The sequence below is a fragment of the Sulfuriferula sp. genome (assembly GCF_054605375.1).
In genome coordinates, this window is record NZ_JBTSEG010000020.1 from 15529 (window position 1) to 30293 (window position 14765).

General features: G+C 55.9%; 17 protein-coding genes. 11 read left to right on the plus strand and 6 right to left on the minus strand.

Annotation, left to right across the window (positions count from 1 at the left end; all coding sequences use genetic code 11):
• Window positions 1-4: 4 nt before the first annotated feature.
• The 5 genes from pdxA to ACYCZJ_RS11630 are packed head-to-tail and all read left to right on the plus strand — an operon-like array spanning window position 5 to window position 3402.
• Complete coding sequence (gene pdxA, locus ACYCZJ_RS11610) at window positions 5-988, plus strand: 4-hydroxythreonine-4-phosphate dehydrogenase PdxA (protein WP_461554388.1); 984 nt, start codon at window positions 5-7, stop codon at window positions 986-988.
• 14 nt (window positions 989-1002) lie between these two features.
• Window positions 1003-1785, plus strand: coding sequence for a 16S rRNA (adenine(1518)-N(6)/adenine(1519)-N(6))-dimethyltransferase RsmA (gene rsmA, locus ACYCZJ_RS11615; RefSeq protein WP_461554389.1), 783 nt, complete (start codon window positions 1003-1005; stop codon window positions 1783-1785).
• Window positions 1782-2252, plus strand: coding sequence for a YbjN domain-containing protein (locus tag ACYCZJ_RS11620; RefSeq protein ID WP_461554390.1), 471 nt, complete (start codon window positions 1782-1784; stop codon window positions 2250-2252). The genes rsmA and ACYCZJ_RS11620 overlap by 4 nt, the downstream gene beginning before the upstream one ends.
• An 11-nt stretch (window positions 2253-2263) precedes the next feature.
• Window positions 2264-2650, plus strand: coding sequence for a dihydroneopterin aldolase (locus tag ACYCZJ_RS11625; RefSeq protein ID WP_461554391.1), 387 nt, complete (start codon window positions 2264-2266; stop codon window positions 2648-2650).
• Window positions 2647-3402 carry an SDR family oxidoreductase gene (locus ACYCZJ_RS11630; protein ID WP_461554392.1) on the plus strand — a complete coding sequence of 252 codons (756 nt, stop codon included), beginning with the start codon at window positions 2647-2649 and terminating at the stop codon, window positions 3400-3402. Before ACYCZJ_RS11625 ends, ACYCZJ_RS11630 begins: the two co-directional genes overlap by 4 nt.
• A 32-nt stretch (window positions 3403-3434) precedes the next feature.
• On the opposite strand, the gene gloA is transcribed toward ACYCZJ_RS11630, so the two are convergent.
• Complete coding sequence (gene gloA, locus ACYCZJ_RS11635; RefSeq protein WP_461554393.1) at window positions 3435-3821, minus strand: lactoylglutathione lyase; 387 nt, start codon at window positions 3819-3821, stop codon at window positions 3435-3437.
• A 144-nt stretch (window positions 3822-3965) separates the two neighbouring features.
• Between gloA and mutM the strand changes: the two genes are divergently transcribed.
• Window positions 3966-4781 carry a bifunctional DNA-formamidopyrimidine glycosylase/DNA-(apurinic or apyrimidinic site) lyase gene (gene mutM, locus ACYCZJ_RS11640; RefSeq protein ID WP_461554394.1) on the plus strand — a complete coding sequence of 272 codons (816 nt, stop codon included), beginning with the start codon at window positions 3966-3968 and terminating at the stop codon, window positions 4779-4781.
• 120 nt (window positions 4782-4901) lie between these two features.
• Window positions 4902-6863 (plus strand): dynamin family protein, encoded by a 1962-nt coding sequence (locus ACYCZJ_RS11645; protein WP_461554395.1) that lies wholly within the window; start codon window positions 4902-4904, stop codon window positions 6861-6863.
• A 64-nt stretch (window positions 6864-6927) separates the two neighbouring features.
• On the opposite strand, the gene ACYCZJ_RS11650 is transcribed toward ACYCZJ_RS11645, so the two are convergent.
• Genes ACYCZJ_RS11650 through ACYCZJ_RS11670 form a run of 5 tightly spaced genes read right to left on the minus strand, consistent with a single transcriptional unit; the run spans window position 6928 to window position 10936 of the window.
• Window positions 6928-7182 carry a YfhL family 4Fe-4S dicluster ferredoxin gene (locus tag ACYCZJ_RS11650; protein ID WP_461554396.1) on the minus strand — a complete coding sequence of 85 codons (255 nt, stop codon included), beginning with the start codon at window positions 7180-7182 and terminating at the stop codon, window positions 6928-6930.
• 11 nt (window positions 7183-7193) lie between these two features.
• Window positions 7194-7688: a pantetheine-phosphate adenylyltransferase gene (gene coaD, locus ACYCZJ_RS11655; RefSeq protein ID WP_461554397.1), complete on the minus strand. Its 495-nt coding sequence runs from the start codon at window positions 7686-7688 to the stop codon at window positions 7194-7196.
• The gene (gene rsmD / locus ACYCZJ_RS11660) at window positions 7675-8253 is read right to left on the minus strand and encodes a 16S rRNA (guanine(966)-N(2))-methyltransferase RsmD (protein ID WP_461554398.1); all 579 of its coding nucleotides are present in this window, start codon (window positions 8251-8253) and stop codon (window positions 7675-7677) included. Before rsmD ends, coaD begins: the two co-directional genes overlap by 14 nt.
• A 2-nt stretch (window positions 8254-8255) precedes the next feature.
• Complete coding sequence (locus ACYCZJ_RS11665; protein WP_461554399.1) at window positions 8256-9557, minus strand: M16 family metallopeptidase; 1302 nt, start codon at window positions 9555-9557, stop codon at window positions 8256-8258.
• Entirely contained in the window at window positions 9557-10936 is a 1380-nt protein-coding gene (locus ACYCZJ_RS11670) for a M16 family metallopeptidase (protein WP_461554400.1), read from the minus strand. Before ACYCZJ_RS11670 ends, ACYCZJ_RS11665 begins: the two co-directional genes overlap by 1 nt.
• A gap of 94 nt (window positions 10937-11030) precedes the next feature.
• On the opposite strand from ACYCZJ_RS11670, the gene ftsY reads away from it, so the two are divergent.
• The 4 genes from ftsY (at window position 11031) to rpoH (ending at window position 14550) form a co-directional block, all read left to right on the plus strand.
• Window positions 11031-12068 carry a signal recognition particle-docking protein FtsY gene (gene ftsY / locus ACYCZJ_RS11675; protein WP_461554401.1) on the plus strand — a complete coding sequence of 346 codons (1038 nt, stop codon included), beginning with the start codon at window positions 11031-11033 and terminating at the stop codon, window positions 12066-12068.
• Window positions 12065-12718 carry a cell division ATP-binding protein FtsE gene (locus ACYCZJ_RS11680; protein WP_461554402.1) on the plus strand — a complete coding sequence of 218 codons (654 nt, stop codon included), beginning with the start codon at window positions 12065-12067 and terminating at the stop codon, window positions 12716-12718. The genes ftsY and ACYCZJ_RS11680 overlap by 4 nt, the downstream gene beginning before the upstream one ends.
• A complete protein-coding gene (gene ftsX, locus ACYCZJ_RS11685; RefSeq protein ID WP_461554403.1) occupies window positions 12715-13623 on the plus strand; it encodes a permease-like cell division protein FtsX in 909 nt (302 codons plus the stop codon). Before ACYCZJ_RS11680 ends, ftsX begins: the two co-directional genes overlap by 4 nt.
• Window positions 13624-13701: 78 nt before the next feature.
• Entirely contained in the window at window positions 13702-14550 is an 849-nt protein-coding gene (rpoH, locus tag ACYCZJ_RS11690; protein WP_461554404.1) for an RNA polymerase sigma factor RpoH, read from the plus strand.
• The last annotated feature ends 215 nt before the right edge of the window (window positions 14551-14765 follow it).

A 14765-nucleotide genomic window follows, 5' to 3' on the forward strand; every position in this document is an offset into this window, starting at 1 on the left:
GGCTGTGACTGCACCCGTTATTGCCATCACAGCCGGCGAGCCTGCCGGCATCGGTCCCGATCTGTGCATACAGCTGGCGCAGCAGTCACGGGATCAAGCCTGGATCGTCATCGCCGATCATGATCTGCTGGTCCAGCGCGCCGGTTTACTCGGTCTACCGTTGACGCTTCAGCCGTATGGCAAAACACCGGTCAGCCGTGCGGCCGGTACACTGACTGTCCTGCATGAGCCATTGCATGCGCATACAACCCCCGGCCTGCTTGACCCGGCCAATGGCCATTATGTATTACAAACCCTGAAACTCGCGGTGCAGGGCTGTATGGACGGCGAATTCGCCGCCATGGTCACCGCACCCATCAACAAGGCAGTCATCAATGACGCCGGCATCCCTTTCACCGGCCATACCGAATTTCTTGCCGAAGAAACCAATACATCGCACGTTGTGATGATGCTGGCAGGGGGTGGATTGCGCGTGGCACTTGCCACCATACATCTGCCGCTTGCCCACGTCGTGGCTGCCATCACACGCGAATCACTCACCACCACCTTGCGCATTCTGCATCATGATCTGGCGCAACGCTTCGGTATCCAGAAGCCGCATATTCTGGTTGCCGGACTGAATCCGCATGCAGGTGAATCAGGTCATCTCGGCCAGGAAGAAATCAATATTATCAGTCCGGTACTCAATGAATTGCGCGCGCAAGGAATGCACCTGACCGGCCCCTTGCCAGCCGATACGCTATTTAATCCGGCACGACTGGCCGAGGCCGATTGCGTACTGGCGATGTATCACGATCAGGGCTTGCCGGTACTCAAATATGCCAGCTTCGGCGGCGGCGTGAACATCACTCTGGGCCTGCCCATTATTCGCACCTCGGTAGACCATGGCACCGCACTTGAACTGGCAGGCACCGGCCGCGCCCATACCGGCAGTTTGCAGGCCGCACTTGATATGGCAATGCAACTGGTTGCACACAGTCATACTTGACCAGGCCTACCTGCATGTCCCGACACATTCCGCGTAAACGCTTCGGCCAGCACTTTCTCTGTGATGCGGATATCATCGCCGCGATTATTCACGCCATTCGCCCGCAACATGCCGATAACATGGTTGAAATTGGTCCCGGCCTGGGAGCGCTGACACGACCCCTGCTAGCGCATCTGGATCACCTGCATGTCGTCGAACTTGATCGTGACATCATTGCCCGTCTGACGCGTGAACATAGCCCGGAGCGCGTGACAATTCATGCGGGCGATGCATTGGCGTTTGATTTCGCCAGCCTGGGCGAAAATCTACGCATCGTCGGCAACCTGCCCTACAATATTTCCACCCCGCTGTTGTTTCATCTGGCCGAATTTTCACCTTCTATCGAAGACATGCATTTCATGCTGCAAAAGGAAGTGGTCGAGCGCATGACAGCTCTCCCTGACAGCAGGGACTTTGGCCGTCTCACCGTCATGCTGCAATATCGCTTTAATATGGAGACCTTGTTCGATGTGCCGCCCGATGCATTCGACCCGCCACCCAAAGTTAATTCCGCCATCGTGCGCATGATGCCGCGCAAACCGGATGAAATGTCTGCAATGAATCTTGGGCAGCTGGAAAAGGTGGTCGCGCGCGCCTTCAGCCAGCGGCGCAAAACCTTGCGCAATACACTGGGCGGCGTGCTATCTGCAACCGAATTTGAACGACTGGGCATTGATCCAGGCCGTCGTGCCGAAACACTGGCGGTGGAAGATTTCATAGGTATCGCCAATTATTTACATGCTAAGGAATCGCAATGAACCTGATTGATACAGTCCAGACATGCCTGGAACACATGCAACTACCTGCTACCCGCGTACCCAACCTGCCGGTCATCAACCTGCCGGTGGAAATCGAGAACGGGAAACTGAATATTTTTGTTCACGCCCATGAAGATGCTGCGCGTGTTTTTGTTTACGTCCGCCCGCAGGACATGCTGGTACCAATCGAACGCATTCCCACCGTGGCCGAATTTCTCACCCGGGCCAACTATGGTTTGCCATTGGGTAATTGGGAAATCGACATGAACGATGGCGAGATGAACTTCAAAAACAGCCTTGATGTGAGCGGTGGCGAGTTGACTGAAGCCATGGTAAAAACCCTGCTGGTATTTGCCATGGAATGCGCCAATCGCTACCTGCCCGGCCTCCGCGCAGCCATTGATGGCAGCGATGCCAAGGCCGCACTGGAAGCCATAGACGGTCCCACCAAGGTCGTCATTAAATAGGTGGCGAAGAGATGTCTCTGCGCATGATTGCTCGTGGCATTGCGGTGGAAATGTATGTCGGCATCTGCGATTTCGAGTATCAGACACCGCAGACCGTGATTGTGAACGTCGAGGCCGAAGCGATGCTGCCTTATCGCCCGCGTGAAATTGGCGAGTGCCTTGATTACACGCGCATGTGTGATTTCGTCCACGCCTGGAAAGATCGTTCGCACACGGAACTGGTGGAAACCCTGCTGTTCGATGTGGTGGAATTCTGCTTTGCCGATACCCGAGTGACCCGTGTCGACGTGGAAATTCTCAAGCCTACGGTGATCGCACAAGCCAATGCAGTAGGTGTAGGGATGCGCGTAACGCGCGCGGATTACCAGCAGCTACGCGCCAGCCGGAGCGCAGCATGAACGCGCAGCACCCTCTGGCTGTGGTCACCGGAGCCGGCAAGCGTCTCGGCCTGGCTATCACCCGGACACTGCTGGAAAACAACTGGGAAATTCTTGCATTGGTACGCCAACCCAGTACTGCGCTCGACGCGTTGGCCGCATCCGGCCGGCCCGTGCACATTATCGAGCAAGACATTGCCGATCCCGCAGTATGGTTTGATCTCTGGCCGCGTTTGCGCGAGCGCTTCGGGCGGTTACCGGAGGCACTGGTGCATGCTGCCTCCCTGTTCGAACATGACACTGCCGATACCAGCTCATGGGCAGCCATTGAAGCACACCGCCGCATTAACTATGACAGTTTTGTTGCCGCCGCAAGCGCCTGGATGCAATGTGCGGATACCATGCAACGCGGTGCGTTCGTGGCACTTGTAGATCAAAAAGTGCAGCGTCTCAATCCGGATCATTACGCCTATACGCTGAGCAAACTCAACCTGGCGGTCAGCATCCCTTTTCTGGCGCAAGCACTGGCGCCGAAACTGCGCGTGAATGGCGTGGCGCCGGGGTTAACCTTGCCCAGCGGCGGGCAGACCGAGGCTGGCTTCCACACGGCACAATCCGCATTTCCACTAGGTGCGGGGCTCGCGCCGACCGATATTGCCGACGCCGTGCTGTTCCTGCTGCAACAGCGCTGGATTACCGGTCAACTCATCACCGTGGACGGCGGCCAGCACCTGCAAAGTGATTGTGATGTGTTGCTGCGCGCACCTTCATGATCGCAATCCGGAATTGCACGGCCCCGACAGAATCAGGATTTTTTCTGAATGAACTCGATCTTGTAACCATCCGGGTCTTCCGCAAAAGCGATCACTGTCGTGCCATGCTTCATCGGTCCGGCTTCGCGGTTGACCGTGCCGCCCAGGCGCTTGACTTCGGCACAGGCCTGATAGGCATCGTCCACCTCCACGGCGAGATGGCCAAAACCATTGCCCAGATCGTAAGCAGGCGTGTCCCAGTTGTGAGTGAGTTCCAGCACAGTGTGGTCTGATTCATCGCCATAGCCGACAAATGCCAGCGTAAACCTGCCTTCAGGATAATCCTTGCGGCGCAGCAATTTCATGCCTAATACTTCAGTGTAAAAATGGATCGAGCGCTCCAGTTCCCCGACGCGGAGCATGGTGTGCAACATGCGCATGACTTTCCCTTTCTTGATTCCTATCGAGAACGCAGCGCCCCAGGCATGGAGGCGTCACGAACTGGAATTTCGCGTTAAAATTGATCGGCACTGCCAATCACCCTGTACTGAACCGTCTTTTCATAATAACGCCCGATATTATTCATGCCCGAGCTTCCCGAAGTTGAAACCACCTGTCGCGGGCTGGCTCCGCATTGTACCGGGCGCAGCATCGTTACTGCGGTGGTGCGCAACTCAAAATTACGCTGGCCGATACCTGCAAACCTGGCTCAACAAGTGTCAGGTCAACCCATTCTTGGCCTGACACGACGCGCCAAATATCTGATCATGGCGCTACCCCATGGTTCCATCATCCTGCATCTGGGCATGTCGGGCAGCCTGCGTATCATGGACAACAATTCACCCGCTGGCGTTCATGACCATGTAGATCTGGTACTCGACAATGGCACCTGTATCCGCCTGCGCGACCCGCGCCGCTTTGGTGCCGTGTTGTGGACAGAAAACGACGTTCTGCGTCACCCCTTGCTGGAAAATCTGGGGCCGGAGCCTTTATCGGAATTATTTGACGGACATTATCTGCATGACCATTCGCGCGGGCGTAAAGTCCCCATCAAAACTTTTCTGATGGACAGCCACGTCGTGGTGGGCGTAGGAAATATTTATGCCAATGAAGCCTTGTTCCACGCGGGTATCCGTCCCGCCACACCTGCCGGGCGAGTTTCGCTGGTACGCTACACCAAGCTGGTTGTGGCCATCCGTACCACCCTGGAGCGCGCAATCGAAGCCGGCGGCAGCACGCTGCGCGATTTCGTCAACAGCGCAGGCGAGGCTGGCTATTTCCAGCAACAATACACGGTGTACGGACGCGCTGGAGAATCATGCCGGGTATGCAGCAGTTCCATCAAACAAATACGCCAGGGGCAACGCTCCACATTTTACTGTCCGTGTTGCCAGACTTGACCAGGCATGGGCTTTGCTATGCTTTATTCATAGATAAATTTACAAACCATTGAAGCGGCTAAATATTTGGCCGATAATGACCCGGCAAAATACAAAAACGCCCATTCAGGAGAGCGCACCATGTCCAACAATACCCTGGTCGAACAGTTCGAGCATTACAGTGCCTGGCGCGAACGTCTGGCCCATAGCATCGCGGGTTACCGCGACTGGCTCAGCGAACAGGAAATCAACGATGGTCAGATTGATCTGCGCTTGCAGCATCTGCTTGACCGGCTGGCCGAGGACAAGCTGAATGTGGCTTTTGTCGCCGAATTTTCGCGCGGCAAGTCGGAGCTTATCAACGCGATCTTCTTTGCCGATTACAAGCAGCGGCTCCTGCCTTCTACAGCCGGGCGTACCACCATGTGCCCGACCGAACTGCTCTACGACCCGGAACGGCCGCCCTCGATCCAGTTGCTGCCCATCGAGACCCGCGGCGGCAGCGTAACCACCGCCGAGTACAAACGCTATCCGGAGGAATGGATCACCACGCCGCTGAATATTGATTCGGCTGACGCAATGACAGCGGCCATGCTGCAAGTCGGTGAAACCCGTAAGGTCTCCAAGGATGAAGCGACAAAATACGGCCTTTATCACGAAGGGGATGTGGATGCCCTGCTCACCGTGGATGCGGATGGCCGGGTGGAAATTCCGCGCTGGCGTCACGCCATCATCAACTTTCCGCATCCGCTGCTGAAAAAAGGCCTGGTCATCCTCGACACGCCGGGACTGAACGCCATCGGTACCGAACCGGAACTTACCCTCAACCTGCTGCCCAACGCCCACGCCATCGTGTTCATTCTTGCAGCGGATACCGGCGTGACCAAGTCCGATATCGAAGTATGGCGCGACCATATTGCCACGCTGCATAGCCGCAATAAAGGGCGGCTGGTTGTGCTCAACAAGATCGATGGACTGTGGGACGATCTCAAGCAGGCCGATGCGATCGAGCAGGAAATCACCAGCCAGATCAACAGCTGCGCCAATCTGCTGGGGCTGGATGCCGCCCAGATTTATCCAATATCCGCACAGAAGGGCCTGCTTGCCAAGGTTAATGGCGATGCAGCCCTGCTGGCCAAAAGCCGCCTGAGTGAATTTGAACGGGCGTTAAGCGATGAGCTGATCCCGTCCAAACGCGAAATTGTGCGCGACAATACCGAAAACGAAATGCAGGACCTGATGTCCGGCACGCGCGCCTTGCTCACTGCGCGAATGACCAATATCAACGAACAGCTGGGAGAACTGACCGGCCTGCGCGGCAAAAACGAAGAAGTCGTGCAGCATATGATGACCAAAGTGGAGGAAGAAAAAACCCACTTTGAAAAAGGCCTGCAGCAGTTCCAGGCGCTGCGCAGCGTATTCTCGCAGCAATCCAATGCCCTGTTCGATTATCTGGGTATGGATCGCATCAAGAGCGAGGTCCGTGAAACCCGTATTGCCATGGAAAACAGCCGCTTCACCAAAGGCCTGCGCGAGGCGATGAGTGCTTTCTTCATTCATGTGGACGCTAATATTACCCACTCAGCGGAACAGATCGAAGAGATCAAATCCATGATGACGGCGATGTACAGGAAGTTCAACGAGGAACATGGCCTGATCGAAATCACGCCGCCGAACTACTCCACCTTCAAATATAAAAAGGAGATGGAGCGGCTGGAAAAAAGCTACAACGAGCATTTCAACACCTTGATCAACATGCTGACCAACGAGCAGTACACGCTGACCACCAAATTCTTCGAGACGCTGGCAAGCCGCGTGGTCAATATTTATGAAGTGGCCAATCGCGAAGCCGACAACTGGCTCAAGGCAGTGATGGCCCCCATGGAAACGCAAGTCCGCGAACACCAGATGCAGCTGCGTCGTCGTCTGGAAAGCATCAAGCGTATCCACAAGGCCACCGATACGCTGGAAGATCGTATCGCCGAACTGCAGCAGATGCAGGTCACCCTGCGCAGACAACTGGACGAGCTGGATGGGATGCAGTCACATGTCACGACGGTACTCAACCCAGGCCTGACTGAAGTCAGCGCTGCTGTAGCCTGATTGCCTGGCTGCTACCGCCAAATAAAAAGCCCCGCTCGCGGGGCTTTTTATTTGGGAGGCCATCTCAGACCGACGCCTGGCGTCCCGTCAGTAACAGATAACGATCCATTAACTGCTCCTGAGTTTCCTCAATCCCCAGCGGGATACAGTCCACCGGACACACCTCCACACATTGCGGTGCGTCGTAATGGCCCACGCACTCCGTGCATTTATTCGGGTCGATTTCGTAAATGCTGTCGCCCTGATAGATCGCCTCATTGGGGCATTCCGGCTCGCACACGTCACAATTGATGCATTCATCCGTAATTAACAGAGACATTTCATTATCCTTTACTTGGTTGATGCAATTTTAGCCTGAAGTCGTTGTGCGACCAAGTGTGGCACAAACTGGCCGACATCACCGCCCAGCAGGGCGATTTCACGCACCATGCTGGCGGAAATAAACATCAATTGCTCGGCCGGGGTCATAAACACCGTTTCGACCTCGGGATTGAGGTGGCGGTTCATACCGGCGAGCTGAAATTCATACTCAAAATCCGACACCGCACGCAAGCCGCGCAAAATAATGTGAGCCTCCTGTTCGGCCACCAACTGCATCAGCAGTCCGGAAAAACCTACTACGCGAACCTGCGGCGCATCGGCGAACACCTGCTGCGCCATCTCCACGCGCTCGTTTAAATCAAAAAACGGGCGCTTATGGCTACCGGCGGCGACAGCCACCACGACCTCGTCAAAAATACGCAGTGCGCGGCGAACCAGGTCTTCGTGCCCGCGCGTTACCGGATCAAAGGTGCCTGGATATACTGCGATCTTATACATGGTCATCGTCCTGTTCCTGGTTCCGTTTAAGCAGGCAAAAATGTGCCTTGCCAGCGCGACCTTCGCGCCACACCGTCCAGCCTGCCGGTGCGGCCAGGCTGCCATCATGCTCCACATACACGCTGGCACCGGCATTCAGATACGGTGGCAGCACGGACAGTATCTGAGCCTGCATACCTGCGGCATAGGGCGGGTCGAGGAATACCACATCAAAACCGTCGGCTTGCCCGGTCAGGAATTTTACTCCATCCCCCCGCATCACAATGACATTGTTGGCTGCCAACGTAGCTGCGCTGCGTTGCAACGCGTCCACAACCATACGATTTTTTTCCACCATCACCACGCGGCGAGCACCCCGTGAAGCCGCCTCAAAGCCAAGCGCGCCGCTGCCGGCGAACAAATCGAGACAATCCAGGCCATGCAGTTCCTGACCCAGCCAGTTGAACAGTTTTTCACGCACGGCATCCGGGGTGGGGCGCAAACCATCTGCTTCTGGGAAATTGATTAATCGCCTGCGCCAGTGGCCGCCGATAATACGCACCCGATTACGCGTGGCATTGGCCTGATTCATTGTCAATTACCACCCACCACCACGGTAACCAGTTTGTCTGGATGGATATGGCGTTTGAAAGCAGCCTGAATTTGTTCCGCAGTCACCGCTTCAACCCGCTGCGGAAATTCGTCCAGATAATTCAGCGGAAGATCATAAAAACCAATCACTGCAAGGTATTCGAGAATTTTTTTATTGCTGTCTATACGCAACGGAAAACCGCCGGCAATATTGTTCCTGGCTTGACTCAGTTCCGCTTCGGTCACCCCGTTGGTGACAAAATTCGCCAGCGTCTCGCGCACGACCTGCAATGCCTCCTTAGTCTGGTCGGTGCGGGTTTGCAACCCGATCTGAAATGCACCCGCCTCGCGCATGGGCATGAAATAGCTGTACGCACTGTACGCCAAACCGCGTTTTTGCCGCACTTCGTTCAACAGGCGTGAATCGAAGCCGCCGCCTCCCAGAATATAATTGCCCACATACAGGGCGAAATAGTCGGGATCACCCCGTTTTACACCGGGCTGACCGATGAGCACCTGGCTCTGTTTGGCGGGAAAGGGGATACTGCGCGTTACCGCCTGCTGCAATGCGGGTACCGGTACCAGGGTGAGGCTGGCCTCACCGCGGGCGGGTGGCAGCTTGTCAGTGAGTTGATGGGCAATGCGGTCCGCCTCAACCCGATTGATGTCGCCCATTAATGCCACGACAGCACCCGTCGCCGCATAGTGGCTACGATAAAAACCCTGTAAATCGGCCACCCTGAGCTTACTCACACTGCCGATCTCACCGCTATCCCGCCGGGCATAGGGATGGCTGCCAAATACGGCCGTCTGGAACGCCTTGGCAGCAATACTTGCAGGCTGCGCTTCAGCTTCTTGCAGAGCGGCGATGACGCGCGCTTTTTCGCGCGCCAGCACTGTCTTTGGAAAGCTCGGTTCCTGCAACACTTTGGCCAATATTGCCAGGGCGGCATGACGTTGTTCCGGATTGCTCAGGGTGCGCAGCGTCAATCCGGCGCGATCCGCATCGAAACGCCCCCCCAGTTCGGCTCCCACGTCGGCCATCCCGCGCGCGATCTGATTATCATCCATCCCGCCAGCGCCCAAGCTCAGCAAATGACGTGTGAGATTGGCCACTCCTCCCTGACCGGCTGGTTCAAGCGCTGTACCAGCAGGGAAATCGACGCCGACATCCAGCATGGGCAGATCATGGCTTTCCACGAAATACACCTTGGCACCGTTATCCAGAACCCAGTGCTGGATAGGCAGCGCCGCGTGCACGCTAAACGTGGTGAAAACAGCAAACAGTACAAACAAGGCACGCATTATCGAAGTTCTCCACCACTATGCCGCATCCCTGGTATTCCGGGGCGCTCAGGCTTGTTATCGAATGGCTGCGGATCCAGTGTCGCCACGGTCAGCTCATTATCCACCAGGTATTGACGTGCCACATCGCGCACCTGCTCTGCCGTGACTGCCTGCAGTTTTTTTACACGCACCTCAATTTCGGAGGTGGGTAAACCCGCTGTTGCATACATACCCAGTTGCATCGCCTGGTAAAACGTGGAATCGCGCTGGTAGACATCGCTTGCGACAACCTGAGCCTTGACCCGCGTCAGTTCATCCGCACTTATCCCGTCATGCTTGATGAGTTCGATCTGCGCACGCAAGGCCGCCTCGAGGTCGGCAGCGGTCTTTCCTGCGGAAGGCGTGCCGTCCAGCAGGAACAGACCCGGCCCCCGCGCCACGGCCCCATAATCAGCGCCCGCCTCACTGGCTATACGCTGCCCGCGTACCAAATTGCGGGTCAGACGCGCCGCATCCCCGCCGTCCAGTACGGCGGCCAGTACTTGCAGCGCATAAGGCTGCCAATCCTTGTCCACGTCACGCAGCACCGGCGCATGGTAGGCCATGATGAGATAGGGCAACTTGGCAGGCGCTTTGACTGTCACCCGTTTGATGCCGGTTTGCGCAGGTTCCGGCTGGGGTTTGCGTAGCGGCAGGGTCTTCGCAGGGATTGCTCCGAAATAATGCTCGGCCTGCTGTTTTACCTCGGCCGCCTGAACATCGCCCACCACCACCAGTGTGGCATTATTAGGCGCGTACCAGCGCTGATACCAATCGCGCGCATCATCCACTGTCATGTGTTGCAAGTCATTCATCCAGCCAATCACCGGGCGTCGATAGGGGCTTTCCTGAAATGCAGTGGCCATCAATTGTTCATACACCCGTGCCTGGGGTTTATCGTCGGTGCGCATGCGGCGCTCTTCCATTACCACCTGGATTTCCTTGGTAAAACCGGCCTCTGACAAAATGAGATTTTGCATGCGGTCCGCCTCCAGTTTGAGCGCCAGCCCGAGCCGGTCTTTTTGCAATTGTTCAAAATAGGCAGTGTGGTCGCGGGCGGTGAACGCATTTTCACGCCCACCGGCTGCCGCAATCAGCTTGGAAAACTGGCCGTCAGCAACTTCTTTGGTCCCCTTGAACATCATATGTTCAAGCACATGGGCAACGCCCGTGGTACCGTTGAACTCATCCAGACTACCGGCGCGATACCATAATTGCGAAACGACAATGGGCGCGCGATGGTCTTCCTTGACCAGGACGCGCAACCCATTGGCGAGATGAAATTCCTGCACTGCGGCCAAAGCGGGCGTAGCCAGACTCACAATGCTGATGACGAGAACGTATTTTATAAAGTTCATTTCAATCCCGGAATAAGTTAGGGCAGGACGCATGATAAAATAAGCGTCGCAACTATGCTGAGTTTCCGCACACTGTTTAAAGACTGCCAAAATCGTGTTTAGCTTCTTCAAGAAATCCGGCAACAAGCCCACCCCAGCTGAAACCACGCCAGAGCCAACTACGCCGGTAGCCGTTGCTGCGCCCGTTGCAGTCACCGAGCCTGTGCCCAAACCATCCTGGGCGCAACGTCTGAAACAGGGTTTGAGCCGTACCCGCGAACAGTTTGGCAAACAACTGACCAGTCTGTTTTCACGTGGCGGGAAAATCGATGCCGATCTTTACGACGAACTGGAAACCATTTTGCTCACTGCCGATGTGGGCGTGGATGCCAGCCAGTATCTGCTCGGCAGTCTACGCCAACGCGTCAAAAAAGATCATCTCACCGATGCTGCTCAATTACAGTCCGCATTGCATGACGTACTGTGCACCCTGCTCGCGCCACTCGAACAAGCTTTGGATATCAGCACTCACAAACCCTTTGTCATCATGATGGCGGGCGTAAACGGCGCTGGCAAGACCACAACAATAGGCAAGCTGGCCAAATATTACCAAGCCCAAGGTAAATCGGTATTGCTGGCGGCAGGCGATACGTTCCGTGCCGCTGCACGCGAACAACTCATGGTTTGGGGTGAGCGCAACAATGTGGCGGTGATTGCCCAGGATGGTGGCGATTCCGCAGCCGTCATTTTTGACGCGGTTGCCGCAGCGCGCGCCCGCGGTATTGATATCGTGCTGGCTGATACGGCCGGACGGCTGCCCACCCAGCTCAACCTGATGGAGGAAATCCGCAAGGTCAAACGCGTCATCCAGAAAGCCGAACCCTCTGCCCCGCATGAAGTCTTGCTGGTGCTGGACGCCAACACCGGACAGAACGCAGTCACCCAGGTCAAAGCGTTTGACGATGCGCTGGGTGTTACCGGCCTGGTACTCACCAAGCTGGATGGCACAGCCAAAGGCGGCGTGATTGCGGCCATCGCCAAAACACGCCCGCACCCGATTCGCTTTATTGGTGTAGGGGAAAGCCTGGATGATTTGCGTCCTTTCGTGGCGCAGGATTTTGTTGATGCACTATTCGAGGCACCCGCACCATGATACGTTTTGAGGCTGTGACTAAACGCTACCCGGGCGGCCATGAGGCACTGTCCAAAGCGAGCTTTGAAATTACCAGCGGCGAAATAGTTTTTCTCTCCGGGCCCTCGGGAGCGGGCAAATCCACGCTGCTCAAGCTGATCGCCGCAATCGAGCGCCCCACATCCGGCACGGTAACGGTCAATAGCCAGAATGTCGGCAAAATGCGGCGTGCCGCCGTCCCCTACCTGCGGCGTAATATTGGCCTGATATTCCAGGATCATAAATTGCTGTTTGACCGCAGCGTTATTCACAATGTCCTGCTGCCCTTGCTGATTGCCGGATTTCCGCGCCAGGAAGCTGCCGGGCGAGCGCGCGCTGCTTTGGACAAGGTGGGGCTACTTAAACGCGAGAAAGCCAATCCCATTACCCTTTCTGGCGGCGAGCAACAGCGCCTGTGCATAGCCCGCGCCATCGTATCGCGCCCCAGCCTGGTACTGGCCGATGAGCCCACCGGTAACCTGGATGCTGACTATGCGCGTGACATCATGGACATGTTCAAGGCATTCAACCAGGTGGGTGTCACGCTGGTCATCGCTTCGCATGATGAAAATGCCATCCGGAGCTACGGCAGCCGGGTAATTCATCTGGAACAAGGGGCGATACTGCCATGATGACCTGGCTCTCCCACCATCGCCAGGCATTCATGGTAACCTTGATGCGCATGGGGAAAACCCCTTATGCCACCCTGTTTGCCATTATCGCCATTGGCGTCGCACTGAGTTTGCCTGCCGGGTTGTTTGTATTGCTGCAGAATGTTACCCGCCTTGCGGCGGGCTTGCCTGCCCAGCCGGAAATCAGCGTGTTCATGCAACAAAATGCGAGCGATAGCGATATCAGTGCCATACGGCAACGCCTGAAGGCGCGCACCGATCTCAGCAGCGTACGTTTTGTGCCACGCGCGGACGCGCTGGCCGCCTTGTCAAAACAGGCCGGCATCAGTGACCTGACAGCGGGTTTGAGCGACAATCCGCTGCCCGATTCATGGATCATCATCCCGGCGCAGCCGGATGCCCAAAATCTGGCGCGTATCGCCACGAATATTCGCGGTTGGCCGCAAGTCGCGGAAGTTCAGGACGACAGCCAGTGGGCCCAGCGCCTTACCGCGCTGCTGGACTTGGGGCGGAATCTGGTATGGGTGCTGGCAAGCCTGCTGGGCGCAGCGCTGGTAGCTGTATCCGGAAATACGATCCGGTTACAGATTCTCACCCGCCGCGAAGAAATCGAAGTCAGCCGCCTGATCGGCGCCACCAATCGCTATATCCGTCGCCCATTTCTGTATTTCGGCGTGATTCAGGGGTTATTTGGCGGATTCATCGCCTGGTTGATTGTAGTGGTCTCGGTACAGTTGCTCGACCAGCAGGCAAGCAAGCTGGCCGCACTTTACAATTCCCCATCACATTTGGCCGGCCTTGGCTGGATGGAGGCCGGGATACTCCTGGCAATCGCTGCTGCCCTGGGTTGGCTGGGCGCTTTCCTGGCAGTAAACCGCAGCCTGCGCCTGATAGAATCCAGGTAATCCATATTTTCGGTGAACTTTACACGATTAGCACTCTCTTATACAGAGTGCTAAAATGAGTTCAAGGAGGAACATGCTATGTCACCCACTTTTGCATTGCCTGCATTAAGCAACAGTGCCAGCAGCCTGGACAGCTATATCCACACCATCAATAGCTACCCGATGCTGAGCCTGGAAGAAGAGATTTCACTGGGGCGTCGCCTGCGCGACAATAATGACCTGGAAGCAGCCGGTCACCTGGTGATGTCGCACCTGCGTGTCGTGGTGAGTATCGCCCGCAAATACGTCGGCTACGGTCTGCCCCAGGCTGACCTGATTCAGGAAGGCAACATCGGTCTGATGAAAGCGGTCAAGCGCTTTGACCCGGAACGCGGTGTGCGGCTGGTCTCATTTGCCATGCACTGGATCAAGGCTGAAATGCACGAATACATCCTGCGCAACTGGCGCATGGTCAAAATCGCCACCACCAAAGGTCAGCGCAAACTGTTTTTTAACCTGCGCAGTCATAAGACTAGCTCCAATAGTTTGAGTCCTGATGAAGCCAGCGCCATGGCTAAAGAGCTGGGCGTGAAACGCGAGGAAGTACTGGAAATGGAAGCGCGTTTCTCCGGCCAGGACATCAATCTGGAGCCTTTGGGTGATGATGGTGAGGATGGTTACGGGCCTTTGGCATATCTGAGCAACGCTGACGATGAGCCGTCCACGATACTGGCGCGTGACGAAAGCGAGCAACGGACCAGCACCGGCCTGATGTCCGCACTGGACGCGCTGGACGCACGCAGCCGTCACATTGTCGAAGCGCGCTGGTTGCGTGAAGAGGATAATGCCACCCTGCATGATCTGGCTGCGGAATACAATATCTCCGCAGAACGCGTACGCCAGATCGAACAAAAGGCATTTCAGAAAATGAAGGCTGCGCTGGTTTAAGTTGTTATCAGACTTGCTCTGACCCATAAAAAACCCCGCATTTGCGGGGTTTTTTATGGGTCACATTTGCGTGTCACGCAAACAGGAGAACCGAGAAGAAGCTGAGCCAGGCAAACACAATGAGACTCACGATCACGGTCATCGGCAGATTGGTTTTATTGAACAGCTGAGTCATGATGCATCCTTACACGAATATATAAAATTGGATTCATTTT